The organism is Geodermatophilus sp. SYSU D00079 (assembly GCF_054050635.1).
Window position 1 is genome coordinate 121,642 of record NZ_JBJGZS010000006.1, and the last position, 16,678, is coordinate 138,319.

Sequence of the window (16,678 nt, forward strand, 5' to 3'; positions counted from 1 at the left end):
GCGCGCCCCGCCGGCCGGGCACGCAGCCGCGGCCGGCGGGGCCCGCGGTCACCCCAGGGCGCCCTTGACCGCCGTGGCGAGGTCGGCCAGCAGCGGCTGGAAGCCCTCGCTGCACGCCTCGCACAGCCAGAAGATGCCGTGGATCTGGCCGTCGTAGCGCTTCAGCGTGGCCGGGACGCCGGCCTCCTCCAGGAGCTTGGCGTAGCGGACGCCGTCGTCGCGCAGCGGATCGAACTCGGCGACCGCGATGAACGCCGGCGGCAGCCCGGAGTGGTCGTCGGCCAGGGCGGGCGAGGCGTAGGGCTCCTTGGCCTGGGCCTCGTCGAGGATGTAGTGCTCGCGGAACCAGCGCATGGAGCTCGCCGTCAGCAGGTAGCCCTCGGCGTTCTGCCGGTAGGACTCGGTCTCGAAGCTGTTGAGGTCGGTCGCCGGGTAGATCAGCGCCTGGAAGGCGATCTCGGGGCCGCCCCGGTCGCGCGCCATGAGGGCGACGGCCGCGGCCAGGTTCCCGCCGGCGCTGTCGCCGGCCACCACGATGCCGGCCGGCTCGGCGACGAGCTCGGCCTGGTGCTCGGCCACCCACTGGGTGACCGCGTAGCAGTCCTCGGGTGCCGCGGGGTAGGCCGACTCGGGCGCCAGCCGGTACTGCGCGGACACCACGACGCACCCGGCGGCGTCGGCCAGCGCCCGGCAGGGCGCGTCGGCGATCTCGATGTTGCCGATCACCCAGCCGCCGCCGTGGAAGTAGACCAGCACGCCGCGGGGGGAGCCGTTGGGCGTGTAGATGCGGATCGGCAGCGCGCCGGCCGGTCCGGGGACCGTGCGGTCGCGGACGGAGGCGACCTGCACCAGCGGGCCCTGCAGTGCCTTGAACGTGCCCGCGACCTCGCGGGCCTGGGACACCGAGAGCTCGGCGAAGTCCGGGGCGCCCTGCGCCTCCATCGCGGCGAGCAGTCCAGCGGTCTGTGAGTGCAGCGGCACGGTTCCTCCACGGTCTCGGACGGCGGCGCCCGGGCCGGCGGCGCCGGGTCCGTAACCTAGGTCACATCCGGGACCGGCCGGAAGGTGTCGTCGCACAACCGTCCGGGGCCGGTGGTGAGGCCGCCGGAACGCAGGCTTGACGTCGCTGCCGCGGTCGGGAAACCGGCGCCGACGACGCTCGGGGCCGTGACCGCCACCGCCCTCCCCGGAGTCCTCGCCGGGGCCGGCCCGCGCACCCGGACCACCGCCACCCACTGCCCGTACTGCTCGCTGCAGTGCGGCGTGACCATGACCGCCGGGGACCGGCCGGCCACCCTCCAGCCGGCCGACTTCCCGACCAACCGGGGCGGGCTGTGCTCCAAGGGCTGGTCGGCGACCGAGCTGCTCGACCACCCCGAGCGGCTCACCCGGCCCCTGGTGCGCGCCGTGCCCGGCGACCGCACCAGCCCCCTGGTCGAGGCTCCCTGGGACGAGGCCCTGGACCGGGTCGTGGCCGCCATCGGGCGCACCCAGGCGCGGTACGGCCCCGACGCGGTCGGCTGCTTCGGCGGTGGCGGGCTGACCAACGAGCAGGCCTACCAGTTCGGCAAGTTCGCGCGGGTCGCGCTGCGCACCTCCGCGATCGACTACAACGGCCGGTTCTGCATGTCGTCGGCGGCCGGTGCGGCCAACCGGGCGTTCGGCCTGGACCGCGGCATGCCCTTCCCGCTGTCCGACGTCGCCGCGGCCGACGTCGTCGTCCTGGTCGGCGCCAACCCGGCCGACACCATGCCGCCGGCGATGCAGTACCTCGAGGAGGGCCGCGCCCGCGGCGCGCAGCACGTCGTCGTCGACCCGCGGCGGACGGCGACCGCCCGCACCGCCGCCCTCCACCTGCAGCCGCTGCCCGGCACCGACCTGGCGCTGGCCAACGGCCTGCTGCACATCGCGATCGCCGAGGGCCTGGTCGACGAGGCGTACGTCGCCGCGCGCACCACGGGGTTCGAGGAGGTCCGGGACGGGGTCACGGCGTACTGGCCGGACCGCGTGGAACGGCTGACCGGTGTCCCGGTCGCCGACCAGCGGCGCACCGTCTCCGCCCTGGCCCGCGCGGGGAGGGCGATCGTGCTGACCGCCCGCGGCGCCGAGCAGCACCGCAGCGGCACCGACACCGCGCAGGCGTGGATCAACCTCGCCCTGGCCCTCGGCCTGCCCGGCCGGGAGGGCAGCGGCTGGGCCACGGTCACCGGCCAGGGCAACGGGCAGGGCGGCCGCGAGCACGGCCAGAAGGCCGACCAGCTGCCCGGTTACCGCAGCATCTCCGACCCCGCCGCACGCCGGCACGTGGCCGCCGTGTGGGGCGTCGACCCCGAGGACCTGCCCGGCCCCGGCCGCAGCGCGTTCGAGCTGCTCGACGCGCTCGGCACCGACGGCGGCGTCCGGACCCTGCTGGTGCTCGCCTCCAACGTCGCGGTCTCCGCGCCCGACGCCCGCCGGGTCGTGCGCCGGCTGGGCGACCTGGACTTCCTCGCGGTCAGCGACTTCTTCCTCTCCGAGACCGCCGAGCTCGCCGACGTCGTCCTGCCCAGCGCGATGTGGGCCGAGGAGGACGGCACGATGACCAACGTCGAGGGCCGGGTGATCCGCCGCCGTCGGGCGCTGGACCCGCCCGACGGGGTCCGCGACGACCTGCAGCTGCTGGCCGAGCTCGCCGCCCGGCTCGGGGTGGGGGAGCGGTTCTCCGCCGACCCGGAGACCGTCTTCGCCGAGCTCGGCCGGGCCAGCGCCGGGGGAGCGGCGGACTACTCGGGCATCAGCTACCGGCGCATCGACGAGGAGCAGGGCGTGTTCTGGCCCTGCCCGGCACCGGGGCACCCCGGCACGCCCCGGCTGTTCACCGAGCGGTTCGCCACCCCCGACGGCCGCGCCCGCTTCCTGCGGGTGGAGCACGTCGAGGCCCACGAGCGCCCCGACGCCGAGTACCCGTACGTGCTCACCACCGGCCGGGTGCTGGCCCAGTACCAGTCGGGCACCCAGACCCGGCGCTCCCGCAGCCTCCGGCTCCTCGCGCCCCTCCCGCGGGCCGAGCTGCACCCCGACCTCGCCCGCGGCCTCGGCATCGGCCCGGACGACGTCGTCGAGCTGGCCACCCGCCGCGGCCGGGCCCGGTTCTCCGCGCACCTGACCGAGGACATCCGGCCCGACGTCGTCTTCGCGCCCTTCCACTGGGGCGGCGCCTCGTCGGCCAACGCGCTCACCGACGCCGACGCCCTCGACCCCACCAGCCGGATGCCCGCCTTCAAGGTCTGCGCGGTCGCCGTCAGCCGGGTCGAGGGCCCCGGCGAGCGGCTGCCCGCCCCCGATGCCGCCACCCAGCCCGAGCCACGCCCCCACCAGCTGCCCCCGACCCCCCAGCCACGGACCCCGTCCCGGAGGAGGACCCCCCGCGTGAAGAGCACCCCACGCTTCCTGCAAGGCGTCTACCCGATCACCGGGGAGGGCCTGGACAAGCCCGGCCCGGTCGACCCCGCCCTGCGCTACACCGTGCCCAGCGGGGCCAGCGCCCAGGCGCTCTACTTCCGCGGCGGCAACTCCACCGAGCACCTGGTCTACGCGCTGCTCATGCGTGACGGCGTCCCGATGCGCTGGTTCCCCATCGGCGCCAAGGGCGACGTGCACGTGCCGCTGCGAGTGGTCGAGGACCTGCCCGGCGGCACGCTGGTCGAGGTGCACGCGGCCGCGCCGATGGGCGTCACCGGCGAGCTGGTCGTCGACCTCGGGCTGGTGGAGGTCTGATGACGGCGATCCTGGGGGGCCGGCCCGCCGGTCTGACCACGCTGCGGTTCGACGACCTCGACGAGCGGGCCCGGCTGGTCGTCGTCGGCAACGGCATGGCCGGCGCCCGGTTCGTCGAGGAGGTGCTCGAGCGCGGCGGCGGGGAGCAGTTCCGGATCACCGTCTTCGGCGACGAGCCGCACGGCAACTACAACCGGATCATGCTCTCGCCGGTGCTGGCCGGGGAGTCGCACGAGGACGACATCGTCCTCAACAGCCACGACTGGTACGCCGACAACGGCGTCACCCTGCGCGCCGGGGTCCGGGTGGAGCGGATCGACGTCGCCGCCAAGGCCGTGCACGGCTCCGACGGCTCGGTCACCCCCTACGACCACCTGGTGCTGGCCACCGGCAGCAGCTCGTTCATCCCGCCGATGGCCGGCGTCCGCACCGGCGACGGCGGTCTGCTGCCCGGGGTGTACGGCTTCCGCACCATCGACGAGACCCGCGCGATGCTCGCGGCGACCCGTTCCTGCACGCGGGCGGTCGTGATGGGTGGCGGTCTGCTCGGGCTGGAGGCCGCCCGGGCGCTGCAGGGGCACGGGCTGCACGTCGAGCTGGTGCACGCCGCACCGTGGCTGATGAACGCCCAGCTCGACGCGGAGGCCGGCGCGATCCTCAAGCGGAGCGTGGAGTCGCTCGGCATCACCGTGCACCTCGACGTGCTGGCCACCGAGGTGCTCGGGGACGGGCACGTCGAGGGCGTCGTGCTGGCCGACGGCCGCCGCCTGGACTGCGACCTGCTCGTGGTCGCCGCAGGGGTCCGCCCCAACACCGACCTCGCCGTCCGGTCGGGCCTGGAGGTCCAGCGGGCGGTCGTCGTCGACGACCAGCTGCGCACCGAGGAGCCCGACGTCTACGCCATCGGCGAGTGCGCCCAGCACCGCGGCGAGGTCTACGGCCTGGTCGCTCCCGCGTGGGAGCACGCGACGGTGCTGGCCGACGTCCTGACCGGCACCGACCCGGACGCCGAGTACCACGGTAGCCGGACGGCGACCAAGCTCAAGGTGGCCGGGGTCGACGTCGCCACGATGGGCATCAACACCCCGGAGCGGGACGACGACGAGTTCCTGGTCATCTCCGAGCCCAAGCGCGGCGTGCACCTGTCGGTGGTCATCCGCGACGACCGGCTGGTCGGCGCCACGCTGCTCGGCGACACCCGCAAGGTCGCGTTCCTCACCCAGGCCTTCGACCGGGGGGCGCCGCTGCCGGAGGAGCGGATCCGGCTGCTGGTCGACCTCTCCGACGGCGCCGCGGAGGTGGGCATCGCGGAGATGCCGGCCGACTCGCAGGTGTGCAACTGCAACGGGGTGTCCAAGGGCGACATCTGCGGCGCCGTGAGCGGGGGCTGCAGCAGCGTCGGCGAGGTCATGGACCGCACCCGCGCCGGCAAGGGCTGCGGCTCGTGCAAGTCCCTGGTGAAGCAGGTCGTCGAGTGGGCCGCCGACGGCGACCTGGCCGAGGACCCGGCGGCCTCCTACTACGTCCCCGGCATCCCGATGGCCAAGCCCGAGCTGATGGCCGCGATCCGCGAGCGGGACCTGCGCAGCGTCTCCGCCGTCTTCGCCGCGCTCGCCCCCGGCGGCAAGGAGGACGCGAAGTCGAAGATGGGCCTGACCTCGCTGCTCAAGATGCTCTGGGGCGCGGACTTCCTCCCGGAGAAGGACGGCGAGTTCATCAACGACCGCGTCCACGCCAACATCCAGCGCGACGGCACCTTCTCCGTCGTCCCGCAGATGAAGGGCGGGGTGACCACCCCGGCCCAGCTGCGCCGCATCGCCGACGTCGCCGAGAAGTACGAGGTGCCGATGGTCAAGGTGACCGGCGGGCAGCGGATCGACCTGCTCGGCGTGCGCAAGGAGGACCTGCCGGCGGTGTGGGCCGACCTCGGCATGCCGTCGGGGTACGCCTACGGCAAGAGCTTCCGCACCGTGAAGACCTGCGTGGGCAGCGACTTCTGCCGCTTCGGCCTGGGCGACTCCACCCAGCTGGGGATCGACCTGGAGACCCGCTTCCAGGGCATCGAGGGCCCGGCGAAGATGAAGCTCGCCGTCGTCGGGTGCCCGCGCAACTGCGCCGAGGCCTACGTGAAGGACCTCGGCGTCGTCGCGATCGGCAACGGCAGGTGGGAGGTCCACGTCGGCGGCGCCGCCGGGGCCACCGTGCGCAAGGGCGACCTGCTGGCCACGGTCGACTCCCCGGAGGCCGTGCTGACCCTCGCCGGCCGGTTCCTGCAGTACTACCGGGAGAACGCCAACTGGCTGGAGCGCACCTACGACTTCGTGCCGCGCATCGGCCTCGAGCGGCTCCGGGCGGTGCTGCTGGAGGACAGCGAGGGCATCGTCGCCGACCTCGACGCCGCCATGCAGCGCTCGGTCGACGCCTACCGCGACCCGTGGGGCCAGGACGGCGGGGAGCCCGCCACGCCCGGGCAGTTCCGCCCCGCCCTCCCGCTGGTCCCGCTGCCGAAGGTGCCGGTCCGATGAGCGCGCCGCACCTGGAGGTCGCCCGGCCCACCACGCCGGGCACCGACACCGGGAGCCCGGCCACCGAGGTGACCAGCCCCGGCCGGGCCGCGCCGTCCCGCGGGGCCGCGCACACCGTGGGGCGGGTGTCCGACGTCCCCCTGGGGGAGGGGCGGGCGTTCGTCGCCGGCGGCGTGCAGGTCGCCGTCTTCCGGCTGCGCGACGGCTCGCTGCACGCCACCCAGGCGGCCTGCCCGCACGCCGGCGGTCCGCTGGCCGACGGGCAGACCGACGTCGACGTGCTCGTCTGCCCGCTGCACCTGTACGCCTACCGGTGGTCCGACGGCGCCTCGACGTCGGGGACGGCGCCGCTGCGCGTGTACCCGGTGCGCGACGTCGACGGCGACCTGGTCGTCGAGGTCTGACGGAGGCACCGTGCCGGGCCCGGTCAGGGCGCCGGCACGGTCACCTCGGCGCGCACCGGCCCGCCGCACTCGTCGTCGCCGCCCACCCGCCGCCATCGCAGGCCCGCCTCGACCCCGCCCTCCGGCCCGCCGGGACCGAGCACGGTGACCACGACGGAGCCCGGCAGACCCATCGGGGACAGGCGCGCGGTCGCGCCCTCCAGCGGGGCGGTGAGCTCGCGCGCCGGGTCGTCACCGTCCACCGTGGGCAGCCCGCAGGGGGCGTCGCAGGCGACCTGCACCGAGCGACCGGTGCCGGGGGGCCAGTCCGGCGCCAGCGTCACCAGCAGGGTGCGCCCCCAGTCGATCGCCGGGCAGACCCGGCCGGCCCCCGGGTCGCACGCGCCGGCCAGCAGGACGGCGGCGACCGCGACCGCTCGCGGGATCACCGGCCGGGCTCCGAGGGCGACGGGCCCGGCGGTGCCAGGGCGACGGGCCGGCGGCGTCGCCGCGGACGTCCGCCGGGGAGCCGGAGCCGCGCCTCCTCGGCCAGCTGGCGCGCCGCGACCACCGACGCGGGCTCGGGCGCCATCAGCCGTCCAAGTCCGTGACGCCGAGCAGACGCACCCGCGCCACCGTCGCACCCGCGGCGTCGCGGGTCTCGACCTCCGCCACCCGCTCGGGCGCCTCGACCTGCCCGACGCCGTCGACCAGCGCGACCTCGCCGAGCTCGTCCCCGTCCGTGGCGACCAGGTGTGCGCTGACCGCCGCGGACGGCCCGACGACCACCACCGTGCCGGGCCCGGCCGGGAACGCGTTCGCCGACGGCAGGTCGCAGCGGAGGGCCAGCGTGGTCTCCGCCGGCGAGGTGCCGCTGGGCAGCAGCGCCGAGCCGCAGGTCGTCCCGCCCAGCGAGCCGTCGCCGAAGGCGATCCCGGCGACCGCCGAGACGTACACCGCGCCCGACGGCAGGGTGGCCGACAGCAGCGTCACCCGCCCGGTCCGCTCCTCGGCGGCCGGGACGTCCCCGGCCCACAGGACCTCGAAGCGGACCTCGCCGGCGCCCAGGCCGGTGCGGGCGAGGACCTGGTGCACCTCCATGTCCACGAGCTGGTCGACCGGCGAGGGCGCGGGGGGCTCGCGCAGCTGGCCGACGTCCACCTCCGGCGGGGTGGCGGCCGGGTCGGCGTACCCGTTGGGGCCCCGCACCTCCGACTGCCCGTCGCGGGTGACGCGGTAGCGCAGCGCCTGGTCGTGGGTCGCGTCGCGCCGTCCGACGTCGAGGACGGCGACGCCGTCGGCTGCCGGCACCGGCTCCCACGTGCGGGTCACCGCGCCGTCCGCGGCGACCTCCGGGCGCAGGGAGACCGAGATCGCGTCCCCCGGTGCGGCCACGACGACCAGCGCGCCGGTCGCGGTGTCCGACAGCGCCGATGCCGTCCCTGGGTCGACGCCGTAGGGCACGCCCGTGAGCGTCAGCTGCTCGGGGGTGGCGCCGGGCGGACCGACGAACCAGGCGATGGCCACGTCGCTGAGCCCGCCGAGGTCGGTCTGCAGCTCCGGGTCCCGGACCGCCGGGACGGCGGTGTCGGTGCCCGCCACCAGGGCCCACCGCCCGCCGGGCACGTCGCCGACGAAGACGACGTGCCGCTGCTCCGGGGCCGGGTCGGGGACGTCGCCGGTGACGGCCGGGCCCGTCCACGGCAGCTGCCGGACGGCCTCGACGAAGGCCGGGTCCCCGGCCAGCGAGCCCCGGGTCGGCGCCGAGTAGACCGCCGCGGCCGGGGGGGCCGCCGCCGGCGCGGGCTCCTCGACGCCCACCGCCGGCGTCGCGACCGAGCCACCGCCGGACCCGCGCAGCAGCCCCGGCACGACCACCACGACCGCCGCGACCAGCGCTGCCGCGGCGGCCATCGCGACGTGCTGCCGGCGCCGGGCCCGGTGCCGCCGGGCCACGACGTCGGCGAGGTCGGCGCGCGGCGGGGGCACGGTCGCCTCGGCCAGGCGGTGCAGCCCCTCACGCAGGTCGGTCTCCTCGCCGGTCACCGTTCCCCCTCGCGCGCCGGGGTCAGGGGCGCCAGGGCGGTGCGCAGCCGGGCCAGGCCGCGGGCGGTCTGGGTGTTCACCGTGCTGGGCGAGCAGCCCATCAGCTCGGCGGTCTGCTGCTCCGAGAGGTCCTCGAAGTAGCGCAGCACCACCGCCGTCCGCATGCGGACCGGCAGCGCGCGCAGCGCCGTGCCCAGCTCCTCGTCGCGGTCGGCCGCCGTGGGTGCGGGCCGGTCGGGCACCGCCTCGACGACCTGCTCGGTGGTCGACAGCCGGCGCCGCCAGCTGCTGTGGGCGTTCACCAGCACCCGGCGCACGTAGGCCGACGGGGTGCCGGCGCGGGCGACGCGGGGCCAGTGCCGGTAGGTGTTGAGCAGCGCCGTCTGCACGAGGTCCTCCGCATGTCCGCGGTCACCGGTCAGGAGGACGGCCAGCCGCAACAGGGCAGCCTGCTCCCGGGTCACGAACTCCGCGAACCCGCGGCCGTCCTCGTCGCGCACGCCCACCCCCTCCGACCGTCCTGCCCCTTCCACGCGCCGACGCCCGCCGCAGCCCCACACCCGCGGGTCACGGTCGCGTAACGGCTACTGCCGGGGCCGGGCGCGGACGTGCATGCGCTCGCCCTGCGGCCCGAACAGCGAGAGCACCTCGGCCGGCTCCGGGAACGGGTTGCCGAACGCGTGCGGCACGCGGGTGTCGAACTCGACCACCTCGCCGGCGGAGAGCACGAAGTCGCGCGCACCGAGGAGCAGCCGCAGTCGGCCGGACAGCACGTAGAGCCACTCGTACCCCTCGTGCGTCTTCTGCTCCATGGCCTGGGCCCCCGAGCGCGCGGGGAACGTCTGCTTGTAGGCCTGCAGCCCCCCGCTCTGGCGGGTCAGCGGCACCATCGTCACGCCCTCGTGCTCGAACGCACTCTGCTGCACGCGAGGGTCGCCCGTGGGCGGGGCGTCCACCAGGTCGTCGAGCGCCACCTGGTAGGCCCGGGCCAGGGGGAGCAGCAGTTCCAGCGTCGGCCGGCGCTGCCCGGACTCCAGCCGGGACAGCGTGCTCACCGACACCCCGGTCGTGGCGGACACCGCGGCCAGGGTCAGGTCGCGGGCGGTGCGCAGAGCGCGCAGCCGCGGACCGACCGACTCGAGGACGTCGTCGACCGCGGGCTCCTCCGAGTTTGCCATGTCAGCAACCATACTTGCCGGACCGGCGCGGAGGGGAGACCGTGGCGGCATGAGCGGATACGACGTGGTGGTGATCGGTGGTGGCGCCGCGGGGCTGAGCGGGGCCGTGGCCCTGGCGCGGTCGCGGCGCAGGGTCCTGGTGGTCGACGGGGGGCAGCCGCGGAACGCACCGGCGTCCGGGGTGCACAACTACCTCGGGCGGGAGGGCGCCCGCCCCGCCGACCTGGTCGCCGACGGGCGGGCCGAGCTGGCCGGCTACGGAGGGGAGGTCGTCGACGGCGTGGTCACCGCCGCGCGGCGGGAGGACGACGGGACGTTCCGCGTGGCCCTCGACGGCGGGCGCGAGGTGTCGGCACGTCGGCTGCTGGTCGCCACCGGCCTCGTCGACGAGTTGCCCGACCTGCCCGGGCTGGCGCAGCGGTGGGGACGCGACGTGCTGCACTGCCCGTACTGCCACGGCTGGGAGGTGCGCGACCAGGCGGTCGGCGTCCTCGCCACCGGCCCGAACGCGGTGCACCAGGCGTTGCTGTTCCGGCAGCTCAGCGAGGACGTCGTGTTCTTCCGGCACACCGGGCCCGGGCTCGCACCGGAGCAGGCCGAGCAGTTGGCCGCCCTGGACGTCCGCGTGGTCGACGGCGAGGTGACGGGGATCGAGGTGACCGACGACCGGCTCACCGGCGTCCGGCTGGTCACCGGGGAGGTGGTCCCGCGGTCGGCTCTGGTCGTCGCCCCGCGCTTCACCGCACGCGCCGGCGTCCTGGAGTCGCTGGGTGCCCCGGCGGTGGACCAGGAGATGGCCGGCTCGGTCATCGGCAGCGTCGTGCCGGCCGACCCGACCGGGGCGACCGCCGTGCCCGGCGTGTGGGTGGCGGGCAACGTCGCCGACCTCAGCGCGCAGGTGGTGGTCTCCGCCGCCGCCGGGCTGCGGGCCGGGGCCGTGATCAACGCCGATCTCGTGGCCGAGGACGCCCGGGCGGCCGTCGCGGCGCGCCGGGGCGTGGCCGCATGAGGGCGGTCGACCGCGGGTCCTACGACGAGCTGTACCGGTCGGCCCCGGCGGTGTGGAGCGGCCGCCCCAACCGGCAGCTCGTCGTCGAGGGGAGCGTCCTGCCGCCCGGCACGGCGCTGGACGCCGGGTGCGGTGAGGGCGCCGATGCCCTGTGGCTCGCGGAGCGGGGCTGGCGCGTCACCGCGGTGGACTTCTCCGCCGTCGCGCTGGACCGCGCCGCCGCGCACGCCCGCGCCCGCGGGCTCGACGGCCGCATCACGTGGGTGCACGCCGACCTGGACGGGTGGACCCCGCCGGAGGGCGGCTTCGACCTGGTCGCCGCGCACTACCTGCACTCGCGCGGAGCCGACCGCCCGGCGCTGTTCGCGCGGCTGGCCGGGGCGGTCGCGCCGGGGGGCACCCTGCTCGTCGTCGGCCACCTGCTCGGCGAGGAAGCCGGCGACCACCACGGCCACCACGGCCACGACCCCGACCTGCTGTACACCGCGGAGGACGTCGCGGCGGTCCTGGACCCCGCGCAGTGGCGGGACGTCGTCGCCGAGCGCCGGGACCGCGACCCGGCGGCGGCCGCGCGGACGGGCAACCCGGCGCCGGACACGGTGCTCGTGGCGCGCCGGCGGTAGGCGCGGGCCGGCCGGGTCACCCCCGCGGCCGCGCCTCCAGCACGTGGACGCCGGCCGGGGTGGGGACGTCGGCGACCAGGCGCAGGCCGGCCTCCTCCAGCAGGGCGGCGTACTCGGCGGCGGTCCGCTCCCGGCCGTGCAGGAGGACGAGCATGTGCAGGTCCATCCGCACCGCCGCCGGGTCGTCGACCGCGCGGTCGGGCAGCACCGCCTCGACGACGAGCAGCACCGAGTCCGACCGCATCGCCGCCCGGCAGCTGCGCAGCACCCGCACGGCGTCGGCGTCGTCCCAGTCGTGGAGGACCCGGGACAGCAGGTAGGCGTCCGCCCCCGCGGGCACCCCCGTGAAGAAGTCGCCACCGACCGCGGGCAGCTCCGAGCCGGCCACGACGTCGGGCTGGTCGAACAGGACGACCTCGGCCGACGGCACCCGGTCGAGGACCGCGCGCAACAGGGTCCCGCTGCCGCCGCCGACGTCGACCACCGAGGTGAACCGGGTCGGGTCGTAGGCGTCGACCACCGCCCCCGCCTCGCGGGCGGAGCGGTCGGCCATCGACGCCCGGAAGGCCGCCAGCCGCTCCGGCGCCGCGGCGAGGTGGTCGAAGAACGGCCGGCCGTGGACGACGTCGAAGGGGGTGGCGCCCGAGCGGACGGCGTCGAGCAGACCGGCCGCGGCCCGGTAGTACAGCTCGGCGCGCGCCGTCACGGCCCCGCGCAGGGACTCCGGCACCCCGGCTCGCAGCAGCTCGCCGGTCGCCGTGAGGGCGAACCGGCCGGCGGGCAGCTCGTCGAGCACCTCCTCGGCGGCCAGCCCGCGCAGCACCCGGTGCAGCGCCGCGGGCGCCGCGCCGAGCTCGGCGGCCAGGTCGTCGGCGGTACGCGGGCCGGCGGCCAGCGCCTCCGGCACACCCAGGGCGATGCAGACGTGCAGCAGCTGGGTGACCAGGTAGCCGTCGGCCAGCCGGGCCAGCCGCGCGGCCGCGGAGCCGGGCACGGGGACCATGCTGGCACCCGGCCCGGGCGGCCGACAACGAGCGCGGGCGGCCGTCGCGCCGGGACTACAGGTCGGCGAGGGCGGCGGCCACGTCGTCGTCACGCACGAAGCCCAGTGCCAGCAGCCGGTGCACCAGCACGCCGCGCCGGGTGAGCCGGAGGTCGGCCGGGCGCAGCCGGGGCAGGGCCGCGCCCCCCGGGCGCGGCTGGGCCGGCGGCGGGTCCAGCAGGCCGGCGCGCTGCAGGTCGGCGAGGTCCTCCCGGGCGCCCCACGCGCTCCACGCGCGCGGCTCGTCGGGCAGGGGTGTCATCGGCAGGGGCACGCGGTCCCGGCGGCCCACACCGGCCAGCACCGCCAGCTGCCGCCACGACAGCCCGGCCGCGATCCGCAGTGCGCGGTCCACCAGCGGCGGGTCGAGGTCGGGGGAGGCGGCCACCTCGGCCAGCAGGTAGCCCAGGTGGCGGACCCGCCGCTCCTCGCCCGACACGCGGGCGGCGGCGACGACGGCCTCGGTCACCTCGTCGGCGGCCGAGCGTCCGCCGGCGCGGGGGGTGAAGAACCCGTCGTCCCGGACCGGGCGGCCGGTGCGGGTCAGGGACGCCGCGTGCTCGACGGCGAAGGCCAGGACGGCGCCGGCCCGCGCGCGCTCGCGGGGCAGCGGCAGCGCGACGGCGTCCTCGGCCGCCGCCCGCAGGCAGCCGGCCAGCCGGTCGTCCAGGCGCACGGCCGGGGCCGGCCCGCCCCCGGGGTACACCACCGCGGCGGCGGCCCGGCTCATCGAGCCGGCCACCACGGCGCCGGCCTCGAGCAGCGCGCGGCCGGTGGCGGGGGAGTCCTCGGTGGCGGTCACCCGGTGATCTTCTCCGGTCCGGGGCCGCTCGTGCACCCGCTGCACCGCGTCCTCACCACAGCGGGTCAGCGACGGTGAGCACAACGGAACACGGGTTCATCCCGGCGGCAACGGCCGGGGAACGCCGGACCGTCAGCGTTCGGTGTCATGGCCGCCCCCACGCGCTCCGCCCCGCAGACGACCGCGCCGGTCGCCGCCCCGTCCCGCCCGCCGGGGCGCTGGATCGACGACTGGCGCCCCGAGGACCCCGTCTTCTGGGAGTCCACCGGCAAGCGGGTCGCCCGCCGCAACCTGTTCTTCTCCGTGTTCTCCGAGCACGTGGGCTTCTCGGTGTGGAGCCTGTGGTCGGTGCTGGTCCTGTTCCTCCCCGAGTCCGTCTACGGCATCGACCCGGCCGGGAAGTTCCTGCTCACCACGCTGCCCACGGCGCTGGGGGCGTTCGTCCGGCTGCCCTACACCTTCGCCGTCGCGACGTTCGGCGGGCGCAACTGGACGATCGTCAGCGCCTCGCTGCTGCTGGTCCCGACGATCGCCACCGCCGTCGTCCTCGAGCCGGGCGTCTCCTACTCGACGCTGCTGGTCGTCAGCTGCCTGGCCGGGGTCGGGGGCGGCAACTTCGCCAGCTCGATGGCCAACATCAACGCGTTCTACCCCGACCGGCTCAAGGGCTGGGCGCTGGGCCTCAACGCCGGCGGCGGCAACCTCGGCGTGCCGGTGATCCAGCTCGTCGGGCTGCTCGTGCTGGCCACCGCCGGGGTGGGGCACCCGCGGCTGGTCCTGCTGGTCTACGTCCCGCTGGTCGTCGCCGCCGCCGTGGGCGCGGCGCTGGTCATGGACAACCTGACGACGGCGCGCAACCAGCCGCGGGCCATGCGCGAGGCGACCCGCGAGCGGCACACCTGGATCATGGCGTTCCTCTACATCGGCACCTTCGGCTCGTTCATCGGCTTCGGCTTCGCCTTCGGCCAGGTGCTGCAGAACCAGTTCACCGGCTCCTTCGCCACCCCGCTGGCGGCGGCGTCGCTGACCTGGCTGGGCCCGTTGCTCGGCTCGCTGATCCGCCCCCTCGGCGGGTCGCTGGCCGACCGCTTCGGCGGCGCGCGCATCACGTTCTGGACCTTCGCGGCCATGGCGGTCGGCGCCGCGACCGTGTGGACGGCGAGCCAGTGGGGGTCGCTGCCGCTGTTCGTCGTCGGCTTCGTGGCGCTGTTCGTGCTCAGCGGGATCGGCAACGGGTCGACCTACAAGATGATCCCGGCGATCTTCCGCACCCAGGCCCAGCAGCAGGTCGCCGCCGGCGGGGACCCGGCGGCCGCGGACCGGCACGCGCTGCGGATGTCCGGCGCGCTGATCGGCATCGCCGGCGCGGTGGGCGCCTTCGGCGGGGTCCTGGTGAACCTGGCCTTCCGCCAGTCCTTCCTCACCACCGGCACCGGCGACTCGGCCTACCTGGTGTTCATCGCCTTCTACGTCGCCTGCCTGGCCGTCACCTGGGTGGTCTACCTGCGCCCCCGCGCCCCCATGGCCGGCGTCTGAGCCGGCGGGGTGGGTGGGCGCGGCAGACGCGCCCCTCCCACCCCGCCGGTGCTGCCACGATCACGGCATGGGGATCGACGTGCGCCCGGCGCGGGACTTCGACGACGTCGCGACCATGGTCGGGCCGAAGCGGCCGGACGCGAACGTGTGCTGGTGCCTGAGCTACCGGATCCCGTCGAAGGAGAACCAGGCGCTGCACGGGCCCGAGCGGGCCGAGCGGGTCCGGCAGCTGGTGGCCGAGGACCCGCCGCCGGGCGTGCTGGCCTACGACGGGGACGAGGTGGTGGGGTGGGCGGCCGTCCACCCGCGCGCCGACACGACCTTCGCGCGCAACCGGAGGATCCCGCGCGTCGACGACCTCGACGTGTGGTCGCTGTGGTGCATCCGCGTGCGCCCCGGGCACCGCGGGACGGGGATCAGCCACGCCCTGGTCGAGGGCGCCGTGGCGTTCGCGCGCGACCACGGCGCTCCGGCGATCGAGGGGTACCCGGTCGACAACGACGGCCGGAAGGTCGACCTGACCATGGCCTACGTCGGCACGCGCCGGCTGTTCGAGCGGGCCGGGTTCACCAAGGCGGCCGACACCGACTCGGTGCTCAACGGCTTCCCCCGCGTGCTGATGCGCCTGGACCTGCGCGTCAGACCCGGAGGCGGTAGCCGCGCTTGACGACGGTCTCCACCAGCGGGACGCCGAGCGCGGCCCGCAGCCGGGTCACCGCCATCTCCACCGCGTGCCCGTCCCCGCCACCGGGCAGGCCCTGCACCAGCTCGGGCCGGGACAGCACCGTCCCCGGCCGTGCGGCCAGCGCCCGCAGCACCGCCATCGGGCCGGGCGCCAGCTCCACCACCCGCCCGTCGACGACCGCCGCGTGGCCGCGCACCTGGAGCTCGTGCCCGGCGACCCGCAGCACGGGGTCGCGCTCGGGCAGCCGGGCCACCACCTCCCGGGCGAGGGCGCCCAGCCGGGACCGCTCCGGCTGCAGCGAGGGGATGCCCGCGGCGTCCAGCGGCCCGGCGGTCACCGGCCCCACCGCGACCGGCAGGACGCCGCCGGTGAGCGCGGCCACGAGCTCCGCCCGCTGCCCCAGCTCCTCGGCCACCTCCAGCAGACTGGCCGCCGCCGGTGCGCTGGTGAAGGTCACCGCGTCCACCCCCCGGGCGACGACGGCGGCGACCAGCCGGCGCACCGGGCCGACGTCCTCGGGCAGCACCCAGCGGTAGACCGGCACGGGCAGCACCTCGGCCCCGGCGGCCCGCAGCGCGTCGACGAAGTCCGGCAGCGGGTCGCCGTGCAGCTGGACGGCGACCCGGCGGCCGGCCAGCGGCCCCTCCGCTCCCGACAGCAGGTGCTCGAGCACCTCCGCCGAGGACTCCGAGGCCGGTGACCAGGCGTCGACCAGCCCACCGCCGCGGATGGCGCCCCGGGCCTTGGGGCCGCGGGCGAGCACCCGGCTGCCGCGCAGGTGGTCGACCAGCGGGAGGTCCCACGCGTCGGCGGCCTCCAGCCACCCGCGGAACCCCACCCCGGTCGTGGCGACGACGAGGTCGACCGGGCGCTCCAGCACCCGCCGGGTGGCCGCGACCAGCTCGGTGTCGTCGGCCAGCGGGACGATCCGGATCGCCGGTGCGTACAGGACGCGCGCTCCCCGGCGGGCCAGCAGGGCGCCGAGCTCCTCGCGGCGACGGGCCGCGGTGACCGCGACGGTGTAGCCGGCCAGCGGCAGGGGCTCGCCGGGGGCCTCGGGGGCGGTCGGGCTGTCCGTCACGACCCCATGGTG

General features: G+C 76.5%; 15 protein-coding genes. 7 read left to right on the plus strand and 8 right to left on the minus strand.

The window, feature by feature from the left end:
- Positions 1-48 precede the first annotated feature (48 nt).
- Positions 49-981 carry an alpha/beta hydrolase gene (locus ACI79E_RS07985; protein ID WP_456931992.1) on the minus strand — a complete coding sequence of 311 codons (933 nt, stop codon included), beginning with the start codon at positions 979-981 and terminating at the stop codon, positions 49-51.
- Positions 982-1,167: 186 nt separating this feature from the next.
- Between ACI79E_RS07985 and ACI79E_RS07990 the strand changes: the two genes are divergently transcribed.
- From ACI79E_RS07990 to ACI79E_RS08000, 3 genes are read left to right on the plus strand one after another with little or no spacing between them, the layout of a single operon-like run.
- Positions 1,168-3,756, plus strand: coding sequence for a molybdopterin oxidoreductase family protein (locus tag ACI79E_RS07990; RefSeq protein ID WP_456931993.1), 2,589 nt, complete (start codon positions 1,168-1,170; stop codon positions 3,754-3,756).
- Complete coding sequence (nirB, locus tag ACI79E_RS07995; protein ID WP_456931994.1) at positions 3,756-6,281, plus strand: nitrite reductase large subunit NirB; 2,526 nt, start codon at positions 3,756-3,758, stop codon at positions 6,279-6,281. The genes ACI79E_RS07990 and nirB overlap by 1 nt, the downstream gene beginning before the upstream one ends.
- The gene (locus ACI79E_RS08000; protein ID WP_456931995.1) at positions 6,278-6,685 is read left to right on the plus strand and encodes a Rieske (2Fe-2S) protein; all 408 of its coding nucleotides are present in this window, start codon (positions 6,278-6,280) and stop codon (positions 6,683-6,685) included. Before nirB ends, ACI79E_RS08000 begins: the two co-directional genes overlap by 4 nt.
- 23 nt (positions 6,686-6,708) lie before the next feature.
- On the opposite strand, the gene ACI79E_RS08005 is transcribed toward ACI79E_RS08000, so the two are convergent.
- The 4 genes from ACI79E_RS08005 to ACI79E_RS08020 all read right to left on the minus strand — a co-directional run bounded on the left by ACI79E_RS08005 (position 6,709) and on the right by ACI79E_RS08020 (position 9,888).
- Positions 6,709-7,113, minus strand: coding sequence for a hypothetical protein (locus ACI79E_RS08005; RefSeq protein ID WP_456931996.1), 405 nt, complete (start codon positions 7,111-7,113; stop codon positions 6,709-6,711).
- Between the two features lie 142 nt (positions 7,114-7,255).
- Positions 7,256-8,710: a hypothetical protein gene (locus tag ACI79E_RS08010; RefSeq protein WP_456931997.1), complete on the minus strand. Its 1,455-nt coding sequence runs from the start codon at positions 8,708-8,710 to the stop codon at positions 7,256-7,258.
- On the minus strand, positions 8,707-9,210 hold the full coding sequence (locus ACI79E_RS08015; RefSeq protein ID WP_456931998.1) for a SigE family RNA polymerase sigma factor: 504 nt from the start codon (positions 9,208-9,210) through the stop codon (positions 8,707-8,709). Before ACI79E_RS08015 ends, ACI79E_RS08010 begins: the two co-directional genes overlap by 4 nt.
- Positions 9,211-9,294: 84 nt before the next feature.
- On the minus strand, positions 9,295-9,888 hold the full coding sequence (locus ACI79E_RS08020) for a helix-turn-helix domain-containing protein (protein ID WP_456931999.1): 594 nt from the start codon (positions 9,886-9,888) through the stop codon (positions 9,295-9,297).
- Between the two features lie 49 nt (positions 9,889-9,937).
- On the opposite strand from ACI79E_RS08020, the gene ACI79E_RS08025 reads away from it, so the two are divergent.
- Entirely contained in the window at positions 9,938-10,897 is a 960-nt protein-coding gene (locus tag ACI79E_RS08025) for an NAD(P)/FAD-dependent oxidoreductase (protein WP_456932000.1), read from the plus strand.
- Positions 10,894-11,520 carry a class I SAM-dependent methyltransferase gene (locus tag ACI79E_RS08030; RefSeq protein WP_456932001.1) on the plus strand — a complete coding sequence of 209 codons (627 nt, stop codon included), beginning with the start codon at positions 10,894-10,896 and terminating at the stop codon, positions 11,518-11,520. Before ACI79E_RS08025 ends, ACI79E_RS08030 begins: the two co-directional genes overlap by 4 nt.
- Before the next feature lie 16 nt (positions 11,521-11,536).
- Here the strand turns inward: ACI79E_RS08030 and ACI79E_RS08035 are convergent, their stop codons facing one another.
- On the minus strand, positions 11,537-12,514 hold the full coding sequence (locus ACI79E_RS08035) for a methyltransferase (protein WP_456932002.1): 978 nt from the start codon (positions 12,512-12,514) through the stop codon (positions 11,537-11,539).
- Between the two features lie 64 nt (positions 12,515-12,578).
- Complete coding sequence (locus ACI79E_RS08040; RefSeq protein WP_456932003.1) at positions 12,579-13,364, minus strand: hypothetical protein; 786 nt, start codon at positions 13,362-13,364, stop codon at positions 12,579-12,581.
- A gap of 147 nt (positions 13,365-13,511) precedes the next feature.
- Here ACI79E_RS08040 and ACI79E_RS08045 point away from each other — a divergent pair, with 147 nt between their 5' ends.
- A complete protein-coding gene (locus tag ACI79E_RS08045) occupies positions 13,512-14,900 on the plus strand; it encodes a nitrate/nitrite transporter (protein WP_456932004.1) in 1,389 nt (462 codons plus the stop codon).
- A gap of 67 nt (positions 14,901-14,967) precedes the next feature.
- Positions 14,968-15,567 (plus strand): GNAT family N-acetyltransferase, encoded by a 600-nt coding sequence (locus tag ACI79E_RS08050; protein ID WP_456932005.1) that lies wholly within the window; start codon positions 14,968-14,970, stop codon positions 15,565-15,567.
- Here the strand turns inward: ACI79E_RS08050 and ACI79E_RS08055 are convergent.
- Complete coding sequence (locus ACI79E_RS08055) at positions 15,539-16,666, minus strand: uroporphyrinogen-III synthase (RefSeq protein ID WP_456932006.1); 1,128 nt, start codon at positions 16,664-16,666, stop codon at positions 15,539-15,541. The genes ACI79E_RS08050 and ACI79E_RS08055 overlap by 29 nt on opposite strands.
- Between the last annotated feature and the right edge of the window lie 12 nt (positions 16,667-16,678).

What these genes read in the sequence shown, in the direction of transcription:
- ACI79E_RS08020 (WP_456931999.1), bottom strand. Translation starts at nt 9,888, where the DNA reads ATGGCAAACTCGGAGGAGCCCGCGGTCGACGACGTCCTCGAGTCGGTC.
- ACI79E_RS08025 (WP_456932000.1), top strand. Translation starts at nt 9,938, where the DNA reads ATGAGCGGATACGACGTGGTGGTGATCGGTGGTGGCGCCGCGGGGCTG.
- ACI79E_RS08000 (WP_456931995.1), top strand. Translation starts at nt 6,278, where the DNA reads ATGAGCGCGCCGCACCTGGAGGTCGCCCGGCCCACCACGCCGGGCACC.
- nirB (WP_456931994.1), top strand. Translation starts at nt 3,756, where the DNA reads ATGACGGCGATCCTGGGGGGCCGGCCCGCCGGTCTGACCACGCTGCGG.
- ACI79E_RS08030 (WP_456932001.1), top strand. Translation starts at nt 10,894, where the DNA reads ATGAGGGCGGTCGACCGCGGGTCCTACGACGAGCTGTACCGGTCGGCC.
- ACI79E_RS08045 (WP_456932004.1), top strand. Translation starts at nt 13,512, where the DNA reads ATGGCCGCCCCCACGCGCTCCGCCCCGCAGACGACCGCGCCGGTCGCC.
- ACI79E_RS08050 (WP_456932005.1), top strand. Translation starts at nt 14,968, where the DNA reads ATGGGGATCGACGTGCGCCCGGCGCGGGACTTCGACGACGTCGCGACC.